28 protein-coding genes and 3 pseudogenes are annotated in these 19,671 nt (G+C 64.4%); 11 read left to right on the top strand and 20 right to left on the bottom strand.

The window, feature by feature from the left end; all coding sequences use genetic code 11:
• The first annotated feature begins 2 nt into the window (after nt 1-2).
• The gene (locus K663_RS22895) at nt 3-284 is read left to right on the top strand and encodes a hypothetical protein (protein ID WP_015460617.1); all 282 of its coding nucleotides are present in this window, start codon (nt 3-5) and stop codon (nt 282-284) included.
• Between the two features lie 56 nt (nt 285-340).
• On the opposite strand, the gene K663_RS22890 is transcribed toward K663_RS22895, so the two are convergent.
• The 6 genes and pseudogenes from K663_RS22890 to K663_RS22875 form a co-directional block, all read right to left on the bottom strand.
• Entirely contained in the window at nt 341-1,252 is a 912-nt protein-coding gene (locus tag K663_RS22890) for a replication initiation protein (RefSeq protein ID WP_015460618.1), read from the bottom strand.
• A gap of 957 nt (nt 1,253-2,209) precedes the next feature.
• Nucleotides 2,210-2,410: pseudogene (locus tag K663_RS25030) on the bottom strand (type IV secretory system conjugative DNA transfer family protein); the annotation flags it as partial.
• Nucleotides 2,407-2,592, bottom strand: a pseudogene (locus K663_RS25345) (hypothetical protein); the annotation flags it as partial. The pseudogenes K663_RS25030 and K663_RS25345, both read right to left, overlap by 4 nt.
• 60 nt (nt 2,593-2,652) lie before the next feature.
• Nucleotides 2,653-3,205 (bottom strand): annotated as a pseudogene (locus K663_RS23725) (AAA family ATPase).
• Nucleotides 3,198-3,422 carry a conjugal transfer protein TraD gene (locus tag K663_RS22880; RefSeq protein ID WP_015460621.1) on the bottom strand — a complete coding sequence of 75 codons (225 nt, stop codon included), beginning with the start codon at nt 3,420-3,422 and terminating at the stop codon, nt 3,198-3,200. Before K663_RS22880 ends, K663_RS23725 begins: the two are co-directional and overlap by 8 nt.
• Nucleotides 3,423-3,459: 37 nt before the next feature.
• Nucleotides 3,460-3,765 carry a conjugal transfer protein TraD gene (locus K663_RS22875; protein WP_015460622.1) on the bottom strand — a complete coding sequence of 102 codons (306 nt, stop codon included), beginning with the start codon at nt 3,763-3,765 and terminating at the stop codon, nt 3,460-3,462.
• 172 nt (nt 3,766-3,937) lie between these two features.
• Here K663_RS22875 and traA point away from each other — a divergent pair, with 172 nt between their 5' ends.
• Nucleotides 3,938-7,072, top strand: a complete 3,135-nt coding sequence (gene traA / locus K663_RS22870) for a Ti-type conjugative transfer relaxase TraA (protein ID WP_015460623.1) — start codon at nt 3,938-3,940, stop codon at nt 7,070-7,072.
• A gap of 7 nt (nt 7,073-7,079) precedes the next feature.
• A complete protein-coding gene (locus K663_RS22865) occupies nt 7,080-7,802 on the top strand; it encodes a DUF6118 family protein (protein ID WP_015460630.1) in 723 nt (240 codons plus the stop codon).
• Between the two features lie 409 nt (nt 7,803-8,211).
• Here the strand turns inward: K663_RS22865 and K663_RS22860 are convergent, their stop codons facing one another.
• A complete protein-coding gene (locus K663_RS22860; RefSeq protein WP_001389365.1) occupies nt 8,212-8,976 on the bottom strand; it encodes an IS6-like element IS6100 family transposase in 765 nt (254 codons plus the stop codon).
• Nucleotides 8,977-9,075: 99 nt separating this feature from the next.
• Between K663_RS22860 and K663_RS22855 the strand changes: the two genes are divergently transcribed.
• Both K663_RS22855 and K663_RS22850 read left to right on the top strand, forming a co-directional pair.
• Complete coding sequence (locus K663_RS22855; protein ID WP_017503334.1) at nt 9,076-9,381, top strand: hypothetical protein; 306 nt, start codon at nt 9,076-9,078, stop codon at nt 9,379-9,381.
• Nucleotides 9,378-9,761: a response regulator gene (locus tag K663_RS22850; protein WP_038293089.1), complete on the top strand. Its 384-nt coding sequence runs from the start codon at nt 9,378-9,380 to the stop codon at nt 9,759-9,761. The genes K663_RS22855 and K663_RS22850 overlap by 4 nt, the downstream gene beginning before the upstream one ends.
• Nucleotides 9,762-10,028: 267 nt before the next feature.
• Here the strand turns inward: K663_RS22850 and K663_RS22845 are convergent, their stop codons facing one another.
• Together K663_RS22845 and K663_RS22840 are read right to left on the bottom strand one after the other, a co-directional pair.
• On the bottom strand, nt 10,029-10,442 hold the full coding sequence (locus tag K663_RS22845; protein WP_017503332.1) for a DUF2442 domain-containing protein: 414 nt from the start codon (nt 10,440-10,442) through the stop codon (nt 10,029-10,031).
• Nucleotides 10,429-10,677 carry a DUF4160 domain-containing protein gene (locus K663_RS22840; protein WP_017503331.1) on the bottom strand — a complete coding sequence of 83 codons (249 nt, stop codon included), beginning with the start codon at nt 10,675-10,677 and terminating at the stop codon, nt 10,429-10,431. The genes K663_RS22845 and K663_RS22840 overlap by 14 nt, the downstream gene beginning before the upstream one ends.
• Nucleotides 10,678-10,874: 197 nt before the next feature.
• Here K663_RS22840 and K663_RS22835 point away from each other — a divergent pair, with 197 nt between their 5' ends.
• On the top strand, nt 10,875-11,114 hold the full coding sequence (locus K663_RS22835; RefSeq protein WP_017503330.1) for a hypothetical protein: 240 nt from the start codon (nt 10,875-10,877) through the stop codon (nt 11,112-11,114).
• A 38-nt stretch (nt 11,115-11,152) separates the two neighbouring features.
• On the opposite strand, the gene K663_RS22830 is transcribed toward K663_RS22835, so the two are convergent.
• Complete coding sequence (locus tag K663_RS22830) at nt 11,153-11,491, bottom strand: hypothetical protein (RefSeq protein WP_062121909.1); 339 nt, start codon at nt 11,489-11,491, stop codon at nt 11,153-11,155.
• A 401-nt stretch (nt 11,492-11,892) separates the two neighbouring features.
• On the opposite strand from K663_RS22830, the gene K663_RS22825 reads away from it, so the two are divergent.
• On the top strand, nt 11,893-12,288 hold the full coding sequence (locus tag K663_RS22825) for a hypothetical protein (RefSeq protein ID WP_008831331.1): 396 nt from the start codon (nt 11,893-11,895) through the stop codon (nt 12,286-12,288).
• A complete protein-coding gene (locus K663_RS22820; protein WP_008831330.1) occupies nt 12,285-13,253 on the top strand; it encodes a tyrosine-type recombinase/integrase in 969 nt (322 codons plus the stop codon). Before K663_RS22825 ends, K663_RS22820 begins: the two co-directional genes overlap by 4 nt.
• Here the strand turns inward: K663_RS22820 and K663_RS22815 are convergent.
• The 9 genes from K663_RS22815 to K663_RS22780 form a co-directional block, all read right to left on the bottom strand.
• Complete coding sequence (locus tag K663_RS22815; protein WP_008831329.1) at nt 13,250-13,870, bottom strand: histidine phosphatase family protein; 621 nt, start codon at nt 13,868-13,870, stop codon at nt 13,250-13,252. The two genes, K663_RS22820 and K663_RS22815, sit on opposite strands and share 4 nt — an antisense overlap.
• Before the next feature lie 6 nt (nt 13,871-13,876).
• Complete coding sequence (locus tag K663_RS22810; protein ID WP_008831328.1) at nt 13,877-14,329, bottom strand: DUF2442 domain-containing protein; 453 nt, start codon at nt 14,327-14,329, stop codon at nt 13,877-13,879.
• Nucleotides 14,326-14,544, bottom strand: a complete 219-nt coding sequence (locus tag K663_RS22805; protein WP_008831327.1) for a DUF4160 domain-containing protein — start codon at nt 14,542-14,544, stop codon at nt 14,326-14,328. Before K663_RS22805 ends, K663_RS22810 begins: the two co-directional genes overlap by 4 nt.
• Before the next feature lie 62 nt (nt 14,545-14,606).
• Complete coding sequence (locus K663_RS24725; protein WP_197421554.1) at nt 14,607-14,903, bottom strand: hypothetical protein; 297 nt, start codon at nt 14,901-14,903, stop codon at nt 14,607-14,609.
• Nucleotides 14,890-15,096 carry a hypothetical protein gene (locus K663_RS22800; protein WP_008831325.1) on the bottom strand — a complete coding sequence of 69 codons (207 nt, stop codon included), beginning with the start codon at nt 15,094-15,096 and terminating at the stop codon, nt 14,890-14,892. The genes K663_RS24725 and K663_RS22800 overlap by 14 nt, the downstream gene beginning before the upstream one ends.
• A gap of 13 nt (nt 15,097-15,109) precedes the next feature.
• Complete coding sequence (locus tag K663_RS22795; protein ID WP_015449421.1) at nt 15,110-15,271, bottom strand: helix-turn-helix domain-containing protein; 162 nt, start codon at nt 15,269-15,271, stop codon at nt 15,110-15,112.
• A gap of 51 nt (nt 15,272-15,322) precedes the next feature.
• The gene (locus K663_RS22790) at nt 15,323-15,742 is read right to left on the bottom strand and encodes a helix-turn-helix domain-containing protein (protein ID WP_007685989.1); all 420 of its coding nucleotides are present in this window, start codon (nt 15,740-15,742) and stop codon (nt 15,323-15,325) included.
• Between the two features lie 35 nt (nt 15,743-15,777).
• Nucleotides 15,778-16,098 carry a type II toxin-antitoxin system YafQ family toxin gene (locus K663_RS22785; protein ID WP_007685988.1) on the bottom strand — a complete coding sequence of 107 codons (321 nt, stop codon included), beginning with the start codon at nt 16,096-16,098 and terminating at the stop codon, nt 15,778-15,780.
• Entirely contained in the window at nt 16,067-16,348 is a 282-nt protein-coding gene (locus K663_RS22780) for a type II toxin-antitoxin system RelB/DinJ family antitoxin (RefSeq protein ID WP_007685985.1), read from the bottom strand. The genes K663_RS22785 and K663_RS22780 overlap by 32 nt, the downstream gene beginning before the upstream one ends.
• 414 nt (nt 16,349-16,762) lie before the next feature.
• Between K663_RS22780 and K663_RS22775 the strand changes: the two genes are divergently transcribed.
• The 3 genes from K663_RS22775 to K663_RS22765 all read left to right on the top strand — a co-directional run bounded on the left by K663_RS22775 (nt 16,763) and on the right by K663_RS22765 (nt 18,495).
• A complete protein-coding gene (locus K663_RS22775; RefSeq protein ID WP_008831324.1) occupies nt 16,763-17,404 on the top strand; it encodes a SprT-like domain-containing protein in 642 nt (213 codons plus the stop codon).
• Between the two features lie 126 nt (nt 17,405-17,530).
• Nucleotides 17,531-18,184 (top strand): ParA family partition ATPase, encoded by a 654-nt coding sequence (parA, locus tag K663_RS22770; RefSeq protein ID WP_007686145.1) that lies wholly within the window; start codon nt 17,531-17,533, stop codon nt 18,182-18,184.
• Nucleotides 18,181-18,495 (top strand): ribbon-helix-helix domain-containing protein, encoded by a 315-nt coding sequence (locus K663_RS22765; protein ID WP_007686146.1) that lies wholly within the window; start codon nt 18,181-18,183, stop codon nt 18,493-18,495. The genes parA and K663_RS22765 overlap by 4 nt, the downstream gene beginning before the upstream one ends.
• Nucleotides 18,496-18,558: 63 nt before the next feature.
• Here K663_RS22765 and K663_RS22760 read toward each other — a convergent pair whose 3' ends face one another.
• Nucleotides 18,559-19,671, bottom strand: coding sequence for a replication initiator protein A (locus K663_RS22760; RefSeq protein WP_007686147.1), 1,113 nt, complete (start codon nt 19,669-19,671; stop codon nt 18,559-18,561).

Below are 19,671 nucleotides of genomic sequence, written 5' to 3'. Positions count from 1 at the left end.
CGATGGCTATCGCTCGTAAACCGAACAGCAAGCCCAAGTCGCCGATGGATGAGGCGGCGGCCGATGCCTTCATTGCCGGGGCGGCCAAGCCGAAGGCCGAGCCGATCGCGACCGAGGCCGACGAGGCGGGGCAGGGGGCCGAGCCGCGCAAGTCGCCGGTGATGCTCCGTTTCGATCGCGCGTTGCTGGCGAAGGTCGATGCAGCGGCCAAGCGGCGCGGGATCAGCCGCAGCGCATGGATACAGTTCACGGTGAGCCGTGCGCTCGATGCCGGCGAGGGGTAGGGCCGGCTAGGGCGAGGCGGCCCCGGCGCGCGAAAAGTGAGTTTTGGGGTAGGGGTTCACCTTTGGGCGGCGGGCGCGCTGAAATCCACCAGCACCGGCATTTCGGGTATATCGCCGCGCAGTTTGGCGCGGCGGACGATGCTATGTTGGTCGATCAGGTTTTGCGCGTCACGACGGCCGCTCATGGTTTTCGGGAGCCACATCATAGAAACCCGCTCGACCTTGCGCCCCTTCTTGATCGGGGTGAACTCGACCCAGAAGGGGCAGAGCTTGTTGATTTCCTCCTGGGCGACCTTGAGGCAGTATTTGTTGAAATCAGCGAACCGTTCCAACTTGCCTTCCGGCACGTTGAGCAGGCCGCGTAGCTCCGCAATCGTGAACTCTTCGCTTTGCTTATATTCGAGGCCGATACGGCGTTCGATCATTTCATAGAGGCACAGCGCGTATTTCGACTCGAAACAATACATCACTTGCGTCTTAAGTCGCGCATAGACCTCGCTGTTACGCAAAATCTCAATCAGTTCTTCGGGGATGCGGTAATGCAGGAAGCCGTCTTTTTCGAGGCTTTCGTCGCTGGAGCCGAGAAGCTGAACGCGGCGCTTGTAGCTCTTGCCGCCCTTGCGGATCGTGACGATGGCGATTGTGCCCATCAGGCGCAGCAGCGAGCTTTCTATGCGCTCGTTGCCTTGGTGCGTGCCCTTGAGCGCGGTTTTGGCGATGCGGTGAATGACCGGCTCGCTGATCCGCTCCCAGGCGTTGGCAATCAGCAGATTGTAGATTCGGCGATCGGCGAGGGTGAGGGGGGACAGCTCGACAATATCGACCAGCTCGCCGGGTTTGACGATTTCCCCGTAATTGGCGGGATCGAACGGGTTTCCGCGCCCCTTTTGCGAGAGGGTGAGGGCGGTATCATCGCCTAGGGCAATCTTTGCCTTTCCGTTATTTACAGGTGAGCTTGCGCGAGTCATGTCCTCACTTTAGCAGCAACGGTGAGCTAGGCAATTCCTAAAGCTCCCCGATGGAGGGTGGGGAGGGGATACCCCAAACCTCACCGTTGATTTGGCGGCTACCCCAACACTCACCGGACTCGACCCCAAAACTCACTTTTACCGACCCCAAAACTCACCGAAGGCTACCCCAACACTCACGCGACTCGACCCCAAAACTCACTTTTCGGGGCAATTTTTCTTGGTTTTCTGCGGGTTTGAGGCACCCTGAATCTTGAATCTAAGAAGAATCTTTGAATCAGAACGCGAACGGTGAGTTTTAGGTGAGTTTTAGGGTAGCCCTGCCTGTGGATAACTCCGAACTCGCCGCATCGTCAGACCCGAAGAAGAAGAAGAAGAACACCGTCTCCTGGAGCTTCGCCCCGCCGGCTCGCGACCTTCAGCCGCCCCGGATCGCTTTAGCGATCCTCCCACCCGGCATCCCCATGATGGACCGGCTCCGCCGGTACGCTTTTTGTTTGATTAGAAATGTTTAAACACCACGTCCCTACCGCAACGACAGCGCCAACGGCCAAGTAGCAAATTGGCTTTCTTGGAAAGCCAAACGGATAGGGTGGTGATCCAATTGAGAGGGCGGAGCAGGCGGAAACGTCGCCCCTGGTGCGATTTCCGAGCCGCTGGGGCGCATTTCGGGGTGGGGGACAGGAAATGAGGTTGGAGCAGCAAATGCGCTTTACGGGCTTCCTGGGCGGCCGATTTTTTGGAAGCTAGATCTTCGACCTTCAGGGGATCATCCACCGCTGCGTCGATCGCTAATGGTGAGGTCATACCCCAAACCTCACCTTTAGAACGCCAGTAGGCGATTTTCCGCGCTTTCGAGCGATTTCTATGACCAGGGAGGGATGGCAGAGCGCCATCATTCAATATCGTTTGTATATCGGAATGATGCCGCTTCGACTACGGGGCCGTTTAAAGACTTCACGCCTTGTCGAAGCGGCCCGCGAACTCGCGATCGGCATAGTATTTGAGCTTGGCGGCGACGATCGACCGTTGTCCCGCGAAGAACAGGAACTGGTAATCCTCGCGCAGCGAGCGGACTTCATCCGGCGTGAGCAAGGGCCGCGCAAGATGCTGCTGGCCGAACGATATGCCGGTTTCGTCGCTGTCGATCGCGCGGCTTCCTCGCGCAGCATGTCGAACAGGGCGTGTTCGCCGGCGTCGAGCGCCATGCCTTCGATCGCGAGATTGGCGCGCGCGTCGGCATCATCCTCGCGCCGCATGGCGGCGTCGGCCGGTGTGCCGCGCGTGAAATCGAGCGCGCGGACTTGGGCGCGGATTGCGTCCACGTCGAGCATGTTCATGGTGCGCTTCTCCCTTCCGTTTCCGCGTCGAACGCCCGCCAGATCGCGCGAGGCCCCATGTTAGGATTCCTCCCTTTCGATTGCGGCGCGGACGAACCGCACACGTTCGGCGACAGAGGCGAGGGGAAGCGTCACCAGCTCGTAGCCAAGGCCGGAATAGACCGCGACCATCGCCTGATAGGTCGCCTGCGCTTCCGCGAAATCCTGTTTTCTTTCCGCATCGGCCGCGAATATCTCGCGCCAAGGGGGCGATGAACACGCGGGGTTGATAGCGAAACAGGTCCGCCGCTTGGCTGACATGAGCCGGGACGGGGAGGCCGCACAGGCGCAGATAGCCCGCCACATCAGGCACGCTGCGATCGCAGATCACCGGCCCTGCGCGATCGTGGGCCTCATGCCATGAGCGCAATTCCCAACCCAGCATCAATTCCGCGAAGGCGGCGCGATCGGCCCAGGGGAGGGCCGCGCCGCCGATCGCGACCTGATCGCGGATGATGGCCCGACCGGCTTCCGGCATGTGGTCGAAACCCTCCACCGCCAACGCTTCGATTAGGGTGCTTTTGCCGGAGCCAGGCCCGCCGGTGATGACATGGAAATCGGGCCGATCAGCCATTGCCCGCACCTTCCGCTTCCGCGTCGAACGCGCGCTTGCCCCGCCGCTTCCAGAGCGCCAGCACATTGCCAGCGTCGTCGCCTTGAACGCGCGCTGTACAATCGAGCAGCGCGCCGTAAAGGGTGGCGCGATCATCGTCGGCCAGCTCGACCAGACCGGCTTTCTGGACGAGGCCGCCCAGCTCTATGAGATGGCGCGTGCGCTCGCGTCGGGCCACGACCCATCCTCTCGTATCGGTGCGGCGCGCGGCGGCTTCAAGCCTGTTCCTTGCCTGCGCCAGTTTGCCTTGCGCCTTCACCGTTGCCGCCAGTGCGTCGGCCAGCCTTGCGACCGCGTCCTTGAAAGAAGGCCGCGCCCCGCGAGCGCCACGCCTCCTTTTCGTTCGCGTCGGCCGCTTCCACAGCGGCGAGCAGCGCACCGGCGAGCGTGTCCAGATCGAGCGCATCGGCCCCGGTGGACGTGACCAGCTCGCCGAGTTGCTGGACCTTGCGGGCCTTCAAAGCCTTGGCCTTGTCGTTCAGCGCCCGCAGTTCCGCGTCATAGTCGCGCACCTTTCGCATCTTCTCTCCCTCGCGCCCATGAATGGAGCCGCAGCGTAGCACGATAGCGCGCGCGAGGAACCGTTCCGATCAAGAAATGCGGCGAAGTCAATCACGCGAACGGCAGAGAGTGTGAGTGCGCGCTTATACATCGTTGCCGACCTGCGCTAAGAAGGGCAGTATAGCGGCCGTTATGGCGATCTACCATTTCTCGGCCAAGGTCATCAGCCGCGCCAACGGATCGAGCGCCGTTGCCAGCGCGGCCTATCGTGCGGCGGAACGGCTGCACGATGACCGGCTAGGGCGCGACCATGATTTCTCAAACAAGGCCGGCGTCGTCCATTCGGAAATCTTGGCTCCCGAGGGTGCGCCGGAGCGTTTAAACGATCGCGCGACCTTGTGGAACGAGGTTGAGGCCGGCGAGAAGCGCAAGGACGCGCAGTTGGCGCGCGAGGTGGAGTTCTCGATTCCGCGCGAGCTGAACCAGCAACAGGGCATCCAGCTCGCCCGCGATTTTGTCGAAAAGCAGTTCGTCGAACGCGGCATGGTCGCGGACATGAATGTACATTGGGACATGGGCAAGGACGGGCAACCCAAGCCGCACGCGCATGTCATGCTGTCGATGCGCGAGGTTGGCCCGGAGGGCTTCGGCCAGAAGGTGCGCGAGTGGAACAGCACGGCGCTGTTGCAGGAATGGCGCGTGGCCTGGGCCGATCATGTCAACGAGCGGTTGGCCGAGCTGGATATAGACGCCCGCATAGATCACCGGACGTTGGAGGCGCAGGGCATCGACCTTGAACCCCAACACAAGATCGGGCCGGCGGCGTCGCGGATGCCCGAACAGGGGCTTGAGGCCGAGCGGGTCGAGGACCATGCCCGGATCGCGCGCGAGAACGGCGAGAAGATCATCGCCAGGCCGGAAATCGCATTGGACGCGATCGCCCGCCAACAGGCGACGTTCACCCGGCGCGACCTGGCGCAGTTCGCGTTCCGGCACAGCGACGGCAAGGATCAGTTCGACCAGGTGATGAGCGCGGTGCGATCCTCGCCCGAGCTGGTGGCGCTGGGGCGGGACGGGAAGGGCGAGGATCGGTTCACGTCGCGCGACATGATCGCGGCCGAGCAGCGGTTGGAACGCGCGGCCGAGGGGCTGGCGATCGACCGGGGGCATGGTGTCGCCGACGCCCATGTGACCCGCGCGCTGGCGTCGGCCGAGGGCAGGGGGCTTGACCTGTCGGCCGAGCAGCGCGGGGCGTTGGCGCATATCACCGGCGACAAGGGCCTTGCGTCGGTCGTCGGCTATGCCGGCAGCGGCAAGTCGGCGATGCTGGGGGTCGCGCGCGAGGCGTGGGAGGCGCAGGGCTATCAGGTGCGCGGCGCGGCCTTGTCGGGCATCGCGGCCGAGAATCTGGAAGGCGGGTCCGCCATCGCGTCGCGGACGATCGCGAGCATGGAATATCAATGGGAGCAGGGCCGCGAACTGCTAGGCCCGCGCGACGTGCTGGTGATAGACGAGGCCGGCATGATCGGCACGCGCCAGATGGAGTGCGTGCTGTCCCATGCCGAACAGGCGGGCGCGAAGGTCGTTCTTGTCGGCGACCCCGAGCAGTTGCAGGCGATCGAGGCCGGGGCGGCGTTCCGGGCCGTGACCGAGCGCCACGGTTGGGCCGAGATCACCGAGATACGCCGGCAGTGCGAGGACTGGCAGCGCGACGCGACCAAGGCGCTGGCGACGGGCCGGGCAGGCGAGGCGATCCATGCCTATGAGGCGCATGGCATGGTGCAGGCGGCCGAGACGCGTGAGCTGGCCCGCGCCGATCTTGTGGACCGCTGGGATGCCGAGCGCATCGCCGCGCCGGATCAGTCGCGGATCATCCTCACCCATACCAATGCCGAGGTGCGCGATTTGAACCTGGCCGCGCGCGATCGGCTGCGCGACGCCGGCGAGCTGGGGCCGGACGTGCGCGTGTCGGCCGAGCGCGGCGCGCGGGACTTCGCGACCGGCGACCGCATCATGTTCCTGAAAAACGAGCGCGGGCTAGGGGTGAGGAACGGCACGCTGGGGAAGGTCGAGCAGGTATCGCCGGAGCGCATGGCGGTGAAGCTGGACGATGGCCGATCGGTCGCGTTTGACCTGAAAGATTATGCCCATGTCGATCACGGCTATGCCGCCACCATCCATAAATCGCAGGGCGTGACGGTCGATCGCGCGCATGTGCTGGCGACCCCCGGCATGGACCGCCATTCGGCCTATGTGGCGTTGTCGCGGCACCGCGACGGGGTGCAGCTCCATTACGGCCGCGACGACTTCGGCGACGATCGCCGGCTTGTCCGCACGCTGTCGCGCGAGCGGGCGAAGGATATGGCGTCCGACTATGGCCGCGACCGGGATGCGGAGATTCGTGCTTTCGCCGACCGGCGCGGATTGTCGGGCGAGATCCGATTGCCGGAACGGGCGGAACGCTCGCCGGTGGAGATCCTTGGCCCGCGCGCGGGAACCATGCGCCAGATGGGCGAAGATCCACGCACGGTTCGCGATGCCGGCGACCGCGGCGCTGGCGCGGGACAAGCCGCGGCCGAGCGGCAACCGCGGCGAGGCATGTTCGACGGCTTCCGGCCTGCCCCGCAGCGCCCAGCGCCGGAATCGACGCCGGCAGGCGAGCGCGAGAAGGCGGCCCCCAAGCGCGGCATGTTCGACGGGCTGAAGCTGTCGGCCGCGCCGCTGAAGGGCGCGGAGCGCGCGCCGGTCCCTGCCGATCGCGGCCAGGGCCGCGACTATGCCCGCGCGGTCGAGCGGGCCTCGCGTTCGGCCGAGGCGGTGTTGCAGGCGCGGGCGTCGGGCGCTCCGGTCCTTGAGCATCAAAAGGTCGCGCTCGAGCGCACGACACAGGCGCTGGACCAGATCAGGCCGGGAGCCTCGCGTGACCTCGCATCGGCGATGCAGCGCGATCCCGCCTTGCTGCGCGAGGCGGCGGCGGGGCGCAGCGGCCCGATGATCGAGGCGATGGCCCAGGAGGCGCGCGTGCGGGCCGATCCGAACTTGCGCGCCGATCGGTTCGTGGAACGCTGGCAGGGCCTCAAACAGGAGCGCGACCGCCTCTATCGCGCCGGCGACATGGCGGGCCGGGAGCGCACGGGCAAGGAAATGGCGGGCATGGCGAAAAGCCTTGAGCGCGATCCCCAGGTGGAATTGGTCCTGCGTAATCGCACCCGCGAGCTGGGGCTTGAGATCGGCATGGGCCGGGGGCGCGGCATGAACAGCGGCGACCTTGGCCGCGAGCTGGCGCGGGATTTAGGGATAGGCATGGGGCGCGGAATGAGCCGGTAAGGAGAGGATGATGGACGAGGATAATTATCGCAACAACGGCAGGGCCGGCGACGATCCGCAGGCGGCGTTCGAGCAGTTGCGCGGCGAGGTGGCGCTGGTGCGCCTTGCGGTCGAGGGGTTAGCCCGCGCGCGCGAGTCCATCGAGATTCCCGATTATCAGCCGACGCTCGCCAACACCGAGAAGATATTGCTGGCGCTCACCCAGCGGGTCGATGTGATCGCGAAAAGCCCCGCGATGAAACTCACCCCGGAGACGATGGGAGAGCGTGTAAACGCTTCGGTGGCGAGTGCGACGGGCGAGCTGCACAACCTGGTGAACAGCACGCGATCGGACATGAGCGAGGCGGCGCGGGAATTGCGGGGGCTGATCGGAACGACGCGCGCGCGCTGGCAACAGGATCGGTGGCTGTTTTGGATCGGGTTGGGCGGCGTGGTGCTGGGGATATTGCTCTATGCGCTTCTCGCCGGCCTGATCGCGCGCGCCATGCCCGATAGCTGGCAGTTGCCGGAGCGCATGGCGACGCGGGCGCTTGCCGAACCGACGCTATGGGATGCCGGCACGCATCTGATGCAGCGCGCATCGCCGGCGAGCTGGGAGGGGATCGTCGCGGCCGCCAATCTGGCGCGGGACAATCGCGAGACGATCGAAGCGTGCGGCGCGGCTGCCGCCAAGGCGAAAAAGACGGTGCGCTGCACGATCGAGGTCAAGCCGGCGAACAATGACCGCTGATCGGCGCGCGCGGCCAAGCTCAGCGTCATGCCTTCGCCGATCGCGTAGCGGCCGAGCGCCATATCGCCGCCACCCTACGCCGGCGCGGCACTGCCGAGGGGCGTATCGGCGTGCCCTATCGGCCTATAGGGGCTAGGGGCGAATCACGGATTTCACCTGAATCCCGTCATGCCGTGGCGCAACTCCTGACGATCTCCGCCGCGCACGCTATTGCGCGGCCTCTCTGATCCCGCATAATGTCCGAAAAACACTGTCGGATTGTAAATGTGTCCGACAACATGGTTTTGGGGGTTTTCCGTCATGCTCGTTGGCTACATGCGCGTATCGTCAACCGATGATCGGCAATCGGTCGATCGGCTCTGTTGCAAAGATTGGCGGCAGTCAGAGGTAGGCTGTCGCTCTGCGCCGATCAGGCGGCTGCTGCGAAATGGTGGTTGAGCATGCCCATGGCCTCCGTCAGCGCCGAGGGCCCAATGCCAAAAGCTCTCTCCACAAGGCGCACCTCGCCCCTGATGCCGGGCTGCAGGCACCAGGGGCGAGCCTGTCCTTTGCGCAGGGCTCGCATGACTTCGAATCCCTTGATCGTGGCATAGGCCGTGGGGATCGATTTGAAACCGCGCACCGGCTTGATCAGTATCTTGAGCTTTCCGTGATCGGCCTCGATCACGTTATTGAGATACTTCACCTGCCGGTGGGCCGTCTCCCGGTCCAGCTTTCCTTCGCGCTTCAATTCGGTGATCGCTGCACCATAGCTCGGCGCTTTGTCGGTATTGAGCGTGGCAGGCTTTTCCCAGTGCTTCAGGCCTCGCAGGGCCTTGCCCAGGAACCGCTTCGCTGCCTTGGCGCTGCGGGTCGGCGACAGGTAGAAATCGATCGTGTCGCCCCGCTTGTCGACTGCCCGGTACAGGTAGGTCCACTTGCCCCGCACCTTGACGTAGGTTTCATCCAGGCGCCAGCTCGGATCAAAGCCACGCCGCCAGAACCAGCGCAGCCGCTTCTCCATCTCCGGGGCGTAGCACTGGACCCAGCGATAGATCGTCGTATGGTCGACCGAAATGCCGCGTTCCGCCAGCATTTCCTCAAGGTCGCGATAGCTGATCGGATAGCGACAATACCAGCGCACCGCCCACAGGATCACATCACCCTGGAAATGGCGCCACTTGAAATCCGTCATCGTTCCGTCCGTCCAATCTCCGCCAAGCATGCTCAAGCTTCACGATTTTTGCAACAGAGCCGGTTGTCCCACTTCCTGACAGTGCATGGGGTGCCTGAAATGGAGCAGAGCGCGACACATGGCAGCGATCCCGATCCCCTTCGCATAACGGCCGACCCCGCCCTTGTGCGGGCAATCGGCGGCGCGTTGACGGTGTTCGCTACGTTGATGGCGCGAAAGGGGATCGAGTCCCTTGAGGAAACCGCCAACCTTCTTGGCATTTATGCGGTATTGACTGACGAAATCGCGCCTGACGAGGCGCTCATACTCGGCTGCTGGGCCGGAATGCTGCGTGACGCGGCGGAAGGGATAAGTGTCGAGTCGACCAACAAGGGAGGGGATCAGCAGGGAGATCAAGCGCAATGACATCACCGGGCACGAGGGTCAGCCATGAGGCGGCCGTTCTGATAGTCGAGGACGGACCGCTTGTGCGAGCCTTTGCGGCCGATATTCTCATGGACGCGGGCTATCGCGTGTTCGAGGCGTGCGAAGCGGCCGACGCGCTCACCATTCTTGAAGGCCGTGACGACATTGGAACGGTATTCACCGATATCGAGATGTCGGGAATGACCGGCCTGGCGCTCGCGGGCGTGATCACCGAGGGTTGGCCGGAGATCGCCATTCTCGTAACCTCCGGACGGATTCAGCCCGATCCCGGCACGCTGCCTGCTGGCGCTGCTTTCATCGCCAAACCCTACAAAGCCGACGCGTTGATAGGTCAGCTTGCCGAGCTGGTGGCGCGCTGAAGCTCGCAACGGCAATCAAGTTTTGAAGCGGATGTGCGCCGATGACGAGACTCAGGGCATGATTATCGGCATCGAGGACGGATGGTTTAGCCATGACCGTTCCGGCCATTTGCAATGGTCACAGCTTGGCCGACAGCGGGCCTTTGTCTTCTGATCCCGAATCGACGGCCCCGCCCTGACAGGCGGGGCCGATGTTGTTTGGAGGGTCTGACAAGGGCGAAAGCGGCGGCGCGTCCCAGGGTCCGCGCGGCCGCACGGGTGATTCCGTCAGCCGTTGGCCGACTTCTTCGGGCGGCCGCCCTTGCGGCCGTTCGCCCGCGCAGCCGCGACCTTGGCCGCAGTGCGCGATCGGCCGCCTTGCGCGCCTAGCTGCTGCGCCATCCATTGCTTCGAGCCGAAAACGCCTTGCAACAGTGCGGGTACGTAGAGATCGGTGTCGAGCTTGGGCCAATGCAGGCCCAACCCGGCAGCGCTAACCTCAATGTCGGTCAGCGCATCGGGGGGAGCGTCGGCCAAGCCTTCGGCGAGCCGCGCCGGAAATGTCAGCTCGACACCCGTATTCAGCGCCACCACTACGCGCGCGCGGCGGCGATCGTAGCGCGCCGAGACGGCATGGCCAGCGGCGCGCAGTTCAGTCATGCGCTTTTCGGCCTGATCGAACTCCTGTTCAGTAACTGCCATGAATAGCACTCCATTCCGCGCACAGGGCTGCCAGCGCCGCCTGTAGGGCATCCTTGATGCCGCCTAGCGCCGGCAGTTTGAAACCGTAGCTCTCCCGCAACTCCGGCGGACCATCGGTGCAATGCAGGATGAAAACCGCCTCGCCGTCCGCCCCTTTAACATGGACATGAGCGGGACGATGATCGTTCGGATAGATCACGACCCGCAGGCCATCTATGCGCAGGACAGTCGGCATTGCCGAACCTATATCAAAAACCCAAGCGCTAGGGAATAGTTCCGCCGCTTTGCTGCGCTCTGGCGCTAGGGCCTGTCGCCCGTTGGCAAAGACCAATGATCTCGGTGCGGTCTACGGCGTGCCGCTTAAAGGTTTCGGCTCTTTGCTCGCAGCCTCTGGCCTTTGCCAGCAGATGAGATATGCGATAGCGTGACGGGATGGACCGCCCGCCGCCTTCCAATGATGACGATGGAAGCCTTGAAGGCAATGCCACCGCGCGCCGCTTGGCAGCTGCAAAGTACCTCCTGCATCTCATGAGAGACCCCGAGGCCCGACAGCGCGCGATAGATCGCCTTGGTTTCGATCCAGTCGAGAAGGCTGCAGAGTTGATGCGCGAGAAGCTCGGGTTCGACCCGGATGACTATCAGGGGCAGGACGAGCTAGCGAACGACGCCTGAGGTCCAGGAGCATGGCCATGCTCATCACCTACTACTTTTCAACGCTGGCTGCATTTTAGGTCGATCGCGCCCATTGCTAGTTGTGAAGGCGATCCGCCTTCGGCCGCTACTTCCTCATCCAGACAGCGCTGCCTTTGCGTGCGCGTGTCCTTGGGCTGCTCTTCTACCACGTAAATGGTGCGACCATCCGGCGCGACCACGGTACGCACCGGCGGCTGCTTCGTGCGGGTATCTCCTCGCTGCGCTGGCACGACATACACGGTTCGGCCATCTGGCATGGTGACGACACGCGGCTGTTCTCTCGCAGACTGCGCGGCAACCGGCCCTGCTGCTGAGAGCAGCACGCCTATCTTCACTGAATTTGCCAGTATACCCATACGTTTTCCTCACCAATCGCCAGAATATGAGCTTGAGCGCCAGCGACCGCAACCGAGCGACCACGACAAGTTGATTGGCGTCGTCCCCATCCTTGGGGCTACTTTTCAGGGGCGGGCAATGACCCCGCTAACGGGAGCCGGATAACCGTGAGGACCGGCCCCACGACCTGAAAAGGAGAGATCCATGAAAATGGCGGTTCGCGCCATGCTTGTCGCATTGGCGACGCTTGCCCTGGCAAGCCCATCGTTCGCAGCGACCGTTGCACCAACGAGCTACCCGTTCATCCTCAAAGTCGATTCCTTTGGCTCTCTATATGTGATAATGTCCTTTATCACACACTCATGGCGATCCGATGGAGCCGTTTAAACGGTCCCGAGATCCACCGCCGAAAGGGAGCGATATGGACCAGGACGAGGACACGGCTTTCGCCGACAACTATGCCGAGCGCGACCAGGCCAAGGCGCTGCGCGAGCAGGCCCGCGCGGGCGGCTTGCGCTTCGAGGCGTATCTTACCGGCGATCAGGCCGACTGGCTGTTGGAGCGGATCGAGCGCGGCATGTTCGCCGATCCTTCCGAGGCGGTGTTCGCGATCGTCAAGAACTTCATCGACATGGAGCCGCACCACGATTTACGCGACGAGCTGCTACGCCGGATATTGGACGGGTCGATAAAGCGCGGCCTTGAGGACGCGGAGGCTGGCCGCGTCCGCGACGCCGACGAGGTGTTCGACGAGCTGCGCCGCAAGATGGCCGCGCCGCGTCCCGCGCCGGCGCGATGGGAGAAGATCGCGCGATGAACCAGCTCGCCCCCCTCCCCGCGCCCGCGCCCGCGCTGGCGTTGCCGGCGCTGATCGCGGCGGCCGACGAGCGCGCGCAGCTTCGATTCCTTGAGTTCTTCGCCGTCACCATCCGCAATCCGCATACACGCCGCGCCTATGCGCGGGCGGCCGGCGACTTCCTGGCCTGGTGCGAGGCGCGCGGCGTCGCCTCGCTCGCCCAGGTGCAGCCGCTTCATGTCGCGGCCTGGGTCGAGGCGCTGGGGCGCGAGCTGGCCGCCCCCAGCGTCAAGCAGCAGCTCGCCGGCGTGCGCCACCTGTTCGACTGGCTGGTGACGGGTCATGCCGTGCCGGCGAACCCGGCCGGATCGGTGCGCGGGCCGGCGCATAGCCAGCGGCGCGGCAAGACGCCGGTACTGGCCCCCGACGAGGCGCGGCGGTTGCTCGACAGCATCGACGTGACCACCCATGCGGGCCTGCGCGACCGCGCGCTGATCGGTCTCATGGTCTATAGCTTCGCGCGGATCGGCGCGGCGCTGGCGATGCGGGTCGAGGACGTGTTCATGCAGAATCGGCGGCTATGGGTCCGCCTGCATGAGAAAGGCGGCAAGCGCCATGAAATGCCCTGCCACCACAATCTAGAGGATTATCTAACCGCCTATATCGACGGTTGCGAGCTGCGCGAGGACCGCAAGGGGCCGCTATTCCGCACGATCGCGCGCAGCACTAAGCGACTAAGCGATACCCCCCTGCCCCAAGCCAACGCCTTCGCGATGGTGCGCCGGCGCGCGGCGGCGGCCGGGATCGGGACGGCGATCGGCAACCACAGTTTCCGCGCGACCGGGATCACCACCTATTTGAAGAATGGCGGCACGTTGGAGACGGCCGCGACGATGGCGAACCATAGCTCGACGCGCACCACCCAGCTCTATGACCGCCGCCCCGATGACGTGACGCTGGACGAGGTGGAGCGCGTGTTGATCTAGGCGGCGAGCGCGGGCGCGCAGGTCCAGCGGTCGCCCTGCCAATGAAACCCTACCCGCTGCGCGTTGCCGATCGCGGGCGGCTCGCCCTTGCGCCAGAAAGCGCGCATCTTGGCCCGATCGTCCAGATGGGCGTCGGCGACGATCGCGCGCGCGGCCTGGATGAACTGCCCATGCCCGAACACATAGGCCAGCGATCCCGCAGGCATGGCGGCGAGGCGCGTTAGCGCCGCCTCGCAGCGCCGTAACAGGGTGCTGAAACTCTCCGCCCCTTCCCCGTCGCAGTAGTCAGGATCGGCCTCGCGCCAATAGCGTTCTAGGTGCGGCATCCGTTCGGCGCTGCGCGTGCCGTTCCAGCGCGCAGGTTGCAAATAGGTGAACTCTTCGATCGGCCACACTTCCACCGGCACGCCTGGAAAGCGCGCGATCGTCGGCGCGGCCGTCTGCCGGGTGCGGGTATAGGGCGAGGTGACGATGAGCGCGGGCGCTTGCGTCCAGCTCGCCGCGACCGCGCGCGCCTGTTCGTGGCCGCGCTCCGTCAGCGCGATCGTCGCGAGATCGTGGCAGGGCACGCCGGCGTTGCCGGTGTTTTCGCCGTGGCGGATGAAGATCGCTCTCATGTCCGGTTAGGCGGCCCGGTATAGCCCATTGCTGGCTTCCCAGCCCCGGCACGCCAGCAAGATTGGTTTCGGCACCTTCTTTTCGCCGTTGGAGTAGTAGGCGACCATGCGGCGCGAGACGCCAAGCGCATCGGCCGCCTTCGACAGCGACAGCGCATGGCGCAGCCGCCATTCGAGGAAGGCGCGCACATCGCCATGCCCGGTTGCCGACAGCGTTTCGAGCCACAGCATGTCCGCGCCCAGCTCCGCACCCGAAGGCCAGGCCAGGCTATGACCCCAATCGCCCACTTCGACCTTGGCGAACTCGCCCGGATCGCGCAGCGCGGCAAAGGCGCGATCGGCGAGGACCGCGCCAAGATCGAGATCAGCCGCCGTCCCTTCCGACCAGGACAGATGCAGCGATGACGGCCCGGTCGCGCGCACGGCGGTAATGGTGCGGGCCTTGTCGGTGATGTTCATCCGTTCAACTCCTGCCACGTCTGCATGAGCAAAGCCTGATTAGGCCGCGCCCATTCCAATGCGTCCTTCAAGACCGCCGCCGACACGGTGCCCACGATCACGTCAAACGATGCAATCGCCACCGAGCAGCGGAAATCCGGGCCTTCGATGTGGAAATGCGGCACGCCATGATCGCGGCCATAGACGGCAATTTTCCAGCGGGGACCGCGAAACATCGTGACCATGCTTCAATGTAGTGCAAAGGTTGCACTAGTGCAAGGCTGATAGCCAAAATGATCTAAGCGCCTGGCGCTGGCACCGTGGCCCTACTCGTTGCGCTCCCCAAGCCCGCAAGCGGTCCTGGCCCAAGGTTCCGGCCCACATGGCGGGCGAGATCGCGTGCGCGGATCTCGCGGCACCCTCGCCGATTACCGGCGATGTAGGCGATCGGGCGTCCAGCCTTCAATTCGTCGCCGGGTTCCGGCGGCCGATCAGGCACCTTGTCGAGAATGCGGTCGAGATCACCCACCGCACGACCTTTGGAGCGCCGCGCGAAAAACTCGGCCGCCGTTTCGGGTCGATCAATCGTCATCATGGAGATCAGACATAAGCGCCTCAACGCTGGTGAAGCGCACGCCCTTGCCAGCTTCCAGTTCTTCGATCGCATCGCGCGTAGCAGCGCGGCCCATCAACTCGGCCTCCAACTTCGCCTTATGGGCCTCATTACGCGCGCGGCGCTCGGGACTCCAATCTTTCATAAGATCGGAAAAGGGGCGATGGCCGGCCATTCTATCAATCCTTCTAGGTGAGAATCTGGATGCCGCGCCGCTTCACCAGCGTCAGCAAGGCGAGCGCCGCGCCAGTCGGCCGCATCGTGCCGGCCTCCCAGCGCTGGACCGTGCGCTTGTGCGCCCACAGCAAGCGCGCAAACCCGGCCTGGCTCAAACCGCTCTCCTGGCGCACCGCCGGATTTCGGCCGCCTCCATCGGTGGATAAAGGATTTCGCCGTTTCGATCAGTCCCCGTCATGGTCGTTCATCCCGGCCATGCCGGCTGCTGCGCCGGCTTCGGCGATGGCGTCGTTGATTTCCTCGATCGTGAACCGCGCGCCGTTGCCCTTCACTATCCCGCGCAGGTCATCCCACGAGCTTTTGCGCGGTGCCGGCGGCGCGATGCCCGCCGCCGTCGCGGCGGTCATCAGGTCATCCAGCGAGAATCTGTTAAACTTCCCGCGCAGGAGGTCGTTGAGGCGGGGCGGCGTCAGCCCGAGCCGCTTGGCGGCCTCGCCCAGCGGCACGTCCCACGACTTCACCCGCGCGGTGATGCCCCGCATCAGGTCCGCGCGCGTCCTCAACTCCGTCGCCTCCTCCGGCGTGTCGGCGATTGCGTCAAAGACGCAGGCGAAGGTTTCGACCTTCATGTCGTCGGCGTTCATTGCCCTGCCTTCCAAACGTTCGGCCGTCGAGCCGATTACTCGAACAGTTCCGAATGGGTTCCCGCGCGCACGAAGTTCACCAGATTGCCCTCAATCGTGTAGATCAGCAGGAAATCGCCGCCGATATGGCACTCGCGATGATCGCTCCAATCGCCCTTGAGGGCGTGGTCCAGCCATTCCGGGCCAAGCGGCGCATCGTTGGCGATGAGCAGCATCATCGCTTCCTTGAGCTGGTTCATGTTGTAGCGGCCGCTGCGCGACAGCCGCTCCCAATCCTTGACGAACCGCTTTTCGTAGGATGCCTCTCTTGGGAACGAAGCCCGCTTACTGCTGGCGGGCTTCTTGGTCGAGGGCATCGAACAGTTCCTTGGGATCGGTGAAGCGCGCACGACGCGCCTTCATGGTCGCGCGGGACGATTCGATCGCGGCGCGCGTCTCGGCGTTGGGCACCTTCAGCTCGAACGGCAAGGCATGGTCCTTGGCGACCCGCGTAAGCGTCATGCGGACCACATCGGAAACCGTCAGCCCCAGCTCGGCTAGGACGGCGGCGGCTTCATCCTTCAATGTTTCGTCGATGCGCGCACGCACGAACGCGGTAGCAGCCATTGGAATCTCCCTAGTCAGACGAACGATGTAGCTCATTTGAGCAACAATTTCAATCTAGGCGAGGAGACTGCGCCTGCCGCTGCGCGGCACCGTGGCTCTACTCGCTTCGCTCCCCAAGCCCGCAAGCGGTCTTGGCCGAAGGTGACGACCCACATGGCGGGGCCGAGATCGCAAGCGGATCTCGGGCATGGTGCCGGCGTGCGCCGGCATGATGTTCGTTCGCATGGGGAAAGGCGGTCCCGGCCGCCTCTCCCCAGCAACGGCAATCAGCGGGACCGGGTTGGCGCGAAGCGCCCGCCCGCACCACTCCCGCAGATTCCCGCTGCCCCCCTCTCTCGCCGGCTGCTCCGCGCGAACTCGGGAGCGATGGCCGCAGCCATCGCCCCGCAGGGCGATTTGAAGGGAGTAGAAGGTATGGAACAGGACAACCGGGAAAGCTGGCTCAATCGGGTGGCGGCGGGCATGGCCCCCTTGTTCGCGGCGTTGGACGCTCCCCTGCCCGCGCGTATCCGCGTGGCGATCGGCTTCACCAGCTCGGGCCGGAAGGGCAAGGCGATCGGCGAGTGCTGGGATAACCGGCTGAGCGCGGACGGGCATTTTGAAATCTTCATCCGGCCCGACCTCGCGCACGCGCCTGACGCCATGCCGGCGCAGATCGCGGCCATCCTCGCGCATGAGCTGGTCCATGCCGCCGTCGGCATCCCGGCAGGGCATGGGAAAGCGTTTAAACGGATCGCGCTGGGGCTGGGGCTCGTCGGGCCGATGCGCGCCACCACCCCCGGCGAGGCGTTTCTTGCGGCCGTCGCGCCGATCTTGGACGCCGTTGGCCCCCTCCCCCATGCCCGTCTCGACACCGATGGGGAGTCGACCGCGCCGAAGAAGCAGAAAACCCGGATGCTCAAATGCGAGTGCGCGACGTGCGGCTATACCGTGAGGACCGCGCGCAAATGGCTTGAGCTGGCCGGAGCGCCGCTTTGCCCGATCGAGGATCACGGCCGCATGGAGCATGAGCCGCTGGACGACGGCAGCGAGGATGAGGGCGGCGACGACGGCTAGACCGCCCTCCCCTCCCCGCAATTCGGGGTTTCATTGACGCTGCGCGCCAGTTCGGGGTTTCGTTGACGCAACCGGAGCAAGCCAGTATGACCACATGCAAACATGCGATCATGTAAGGATATTCACATGCCAACAATCGCGATCATCAGCCAGAAGGGCGGCGCGGGGAAAACCACCCTCGCCTTGCACCTGGCCGCCGCCGCCGAGGATTCCGGGCATACCGCCCTTGTGATCGACGTCGACCCGCAGGCGACGGCGAGCCAGTGGGCGGCATGGCGACAGGATGCGCCCCCGGTCGTGATCGACAGCGCGCCCCCTCGCCTTGCCGCCAAGATCGAGCAGGCGACGGGCCAGGGCGCGGCGTTCATCGTAATCGACACCCCGCCCCACGCCGACAGCGCCGCCAGCGCCGCCGTCGAGGCGGCCGACCTAGTGTTGATCCCTTGCCGCCCCAGCGCGTTCGATTTGGCGGCGATCAAGACGACCGCCAGCCTTGTGAAGATGCGCGGCAAGCCTGCTTTCGTGATCTTCACGGCGGGAAGCCCGACCGCGCCGCGCATGTATGACGAAGCCGCGCAGCTCGTGCAGGATTATGGGCTTGACGCCTGCCCCCACCATATCGCGGATCGCGCCGCCTTTCGCCACGCGGCGGCCGAGGGCAAGACGGCGATGGAGATCGAGCCGAGCGGCAAGGCGGCCGATGAGGTGCGCCAGCTTTACAAGTGGACATGCGAGCATGTAAACATGCAAGCATCTAGGAAGCGGAGGGCCAACGCATGAGCCGGAAGGGATCATTGCTCGCATTGCGGGATCGCGATGCAGCGCCAGCGCCGGCGATGGTCGAGCCGGAGGGGAGGGCGGCCGCGCCGATCGCCCGTGGCACTGGCGCAGGCTCCGGCAGCGGATCGAGCAGCAACCCGGTTGCGCCGAGCCGTCAGGGCAAGAAGGCCATGACGGGCTATTTCAGCCCGGAAATGTCCTTCGCCATGCACATGACCGCCCGCAAGCACGGCATGAGCCTACAGGACGCGATGGCCGAGGCGTTCAACGACTGGCTTCGCAAGATGGGGGAAAGCCCTGTAGGCAAGTGAGCATGTCCACATGCAAACATGCGGGTAAGTAAACATGGCCGCTTGCCCGCATAGAGCAGGGGATCAGCGTAGTGGTTTGCGTTCGTGCCGTTTCTTGCAGAAGCCGAGGAAGGCCCCGGCAGGGCTTTTGAGTTCGGGCTTGCCCATGTCGTGCCACCACGACACCCATTCGTCATAGAGCGCATACACGTCATAGCCTGGCGCGGCCGTCTTGGCGTCGTGCATGGTTTCCGGGTCGATATAGGGCGCATCGTCGCCGGCGCTGGCGACCGGATCGGGCTTGGATTTGAGGCCCGAGCGGTTGCGGAACAAGATCACGTCATCATCCATCGTCACCGCATAGTCGGGGAAATGGCCGTGATCGGCGTCATGCTCGCAGACCTTCTTGACCAAGGCCCGGAACACTCGGAGCGGGCTGTTCGAGCCGCATTTCTTCTGTAGCAACTCTAGGCCGATCTTCCATTCGTCCTTCACGCCGCAATGCTTGCGCGCCAGTTCATACATGCGCCGCTCGAACGGCTTGCGGAGCCGGAAATAGTCGCGGTGGAGCGTCAGGACGTTCTTGCTGATGACCGAGCGATAGACCCAATCCGACAGGGTGATTTCGAGATCAAGCATCCGGCCATCGAACGTCTTGCGCGTGATCTTGGCCTCTTCGATCAGGCCGAAAATCCGCGTTTCTTCGACACCGCCCGTTTGAATATTGGTCCGCACCGTGGTCCCGCGCAGGCGGGTGAGGGCGTCGGCCATCAGTCGATAGCCTTCGCCGCTGGTTTGCCGGTTGGTGGCGACGAGCATGTCATAGGCTTGCAGGCGCACCGTGCGGCTAGGTTGCTCGCCCTGGTTCATCTTCGCGACGAGCTGCGAAATGCAGTAGATCAATATGTCCTTGTCGTGGATCGTCGCCAGCCCCTTGCCCGAGGGGATAATCTCGATGACGTTGCCGTTATGCTCGTAGCGCCGCGTCCGGTTGTCGGGCTTGGTCGAGAGCGAAAACACCGGATGCTCCATTGAGGCCATGTCATCCTTGGGGATGGCGTCCAGCACGTCGCAGATGAACAAGTCCTGGTTGGGATGGCGCACCGGCAGCAGCGGCGTGCGATCGTCGCCGTCCACGGCCGAGACCGGCGCGGCGATCGGCGCGTCAAACAGGGAAGGGGAGGGGTCTATCGTCAT

The sequence above is a fragment of the Sphingobium sp. MI1205 genome, from assembly GCF_001563285.1.
Classification (GTDB): Bacteria; Pseudomonadota; Alphaproteobacteria; order Sphingomonadales; family Sphingomonadaceae; genus Sphingobium.
The sequence above is the reverse complement of the archived record's forward strand: the minus strand, read 5'-3'. Positions and strand labels throughout refer to the sequence as shown.

What these genes read in the sequence shown, in the direction of transcription:
- K663_RS22860 (WP_001389365.1), bottom strand. Translation starts at nt 8,976, where the DNA reads ATGACGGATTTCAAGTGGCGCCATTTCCAGGGTGATGTGATCCTGTGG.
- K663_RS22845 (WP_017503332.1), bottom strand. Translation starts at nt 10,442, where the DNA reads ATGGCAGTTACTGAACAGGAGTTCGATCAGGCCGAAAAGCGCATGACT.
- K663_RS22810 (WP_008831328.1), bottom strand. Translation starts at nt 14,329, where the DNA reads ATGAACATCACCGACAAGGCCCGCACCATTACCGCCGTGCGCGCGACC.
- K663_RS22835 (WP_017503330.1), top strand. Translation starts at nt 10,875, where the DNA reads ATGGACCGCCCGCCGCCTTCCAATGATGACGATGGAAGCCTTGAAGGC.
- K663_RS22895 (WP_015460617.1), top strand. Translation starts at nt 3, where the DNA reads ATGGCTATCGCTCGTAAACCGAACAGCAAGCCCAAGTCGCCGATGGAT.
- traA (WP_015460623.1), top strand. Translation starts at nt 3,938, where the DNA reads ATGGCGATCTACCATTTCTCGGCCAAGGTCATCAGCCGCGCCAACGGA.
- K663_RS22760 (WP_007686147.1), bottom strand. Translation starts at nt 19,671, where the DNA reads ATGACGATAGACCCCTCCCCTTCCCTGTTTGACGCGCCGATCGCCGCG.
- K663_RS22865 (WP_015460630.1), top strand. Translation starts at nt 7,080, where the DNA reads ATGATGGACGAGGATAATTATCGCAACAACGGCAGGGCCGGCGACGAT.
- K663_RS22855 (WP_017503334.1), top strand. Translation starts at nt 9,076, where the DNA reads ATGGAGCAGAGCGCGACACATGGCAGCGATCCCGATCCCCTTCGCATA.
- K663_RS22890 (WP_015460618.1), bottom strand. Translation starts at nt 1,252, where the DNA reads ATGACTCGCGCAAGCTCACCTGTAAATAACGGAAAGGCAAAGATTGCC.
- K663_RS22850 (WP_038293089.1), top strand. Translation starts at nt 9,378, where the DNA reads ATGACATCACCGGGCACGAGGGTCAGCCATGAGGCGGCCGTTCTGATA.
- K663_RS22800 (WP_008831325.1), bottom strand. Translation starts at nt 15,096, where the DNA reads ATGGCCGGCCATCGCCCCTTTTCCGATCTTATGAAAGATTGGAGTCCC.
- K663_RS22820 (WP_008831330.1), top strand. Translation starts at nt 12,285, where the DNA reads ATGAACCAGCTCGCCCCCCTCCCCGCGCCCGCGCCCGCGCTGGCGTTG.
- K663_RS22805 (WP_008831327.1), bottom strand. Translation starts at nt 14,544, where the DNA reads ATGTTTCGCGGTCCCCGCTGGAAAATTGCCGTCTATGGCCGCGATCAT.
- K663_RS22765 (WP_007686146.1), top strand. Translation starts at nt 18,181, where the DNA reads ATGAGCCGGAAGGGATCATTGCTCGCATTGCGGGATCGCGATGCAGCG.
- K663_RS22785 (WP_007685988.1), bottom strand. Translation starts at nt 16,098, where the DNA reads ATGCCCTCGACCAAGAAGCCCGCCAGCAGTAAGCGGGCTTCGTTCCCA.
- K663_RS22775 (WP_008831324.1), top strand. Translation starts at nt 16,763, where the DNA reads ATGGAACAGGACAACCGGGAAAGCTGGCTCAATCGGGTGGCGGCGGGC.
- K663_RS22815 (WP_008831329.1), bottom strand. Translation starts at nt 13,870, where the DNA reads ATGAGAGCGATCTTCATCCGCCACGGCGAAAACACCGGCAACGCCGGC.
- K663_RS22840 (WP_017503331.1), bottom strand. Translation starts at nt 10,677, where the DNA reads ATGCCGACTGTCCTGCGCATAGATGGCCTGCGGGTCGTGATCTATCCG.
- K663_RS22825 (WP_008831331.1), top strand. Translation starts at nt 11,893, where the DNA reads ATGGACCAGGACGAGGACACGGCTTTCGCCGACAACTATGCCGAGCGC.
- K663_RS24725 (WP_197421554.1), bottom strand. Translation starts at nt 14,903, where the DNA reads ATGATGACGATTGATCGACCCGAAACGGCGGCCGAGTTTTTCGCGCGG.
- parA (WP_007686145.1), top strand. Translation starts at nt 17,531, where the DNA reads ATGCCAACAATCGCGATCATCAGCCAGAAGGGCGGCGCGGGGAAAACC.
- K663_RS22830 (WP_062121909.1), bottom strand. Translation starts at nt 11,491, where the DNA reads ATGGGTATACTGGCAAATTCAGTGAAGATAGGCGTGCTGCTCTCAGCA.
- K663_RS22875 (WP_015460622.1), bottom strand. Translation starts at nt 3,765, where the DNA reads ATGCGAAAGGTGCGCGACTATGACGCGGAACTGCGGGCGCTGAACGAC.
- K663_RS22780 (WP_007685985.1), bottom strand. Translation starts at nt 16,348, where the DNA reads ATGGCTGCTACCGCGTTCGTGCGTGCGCGCATCGACGAAACATTGAAG.
- K663_RS22790 (WP_007685989.1), bottom strand. Translation starts at nt 15,742, where the DNA reads ATGAACGCCGACGACATGAAGGTCGAAACCTTCGCCTGCGTCTTTGAC.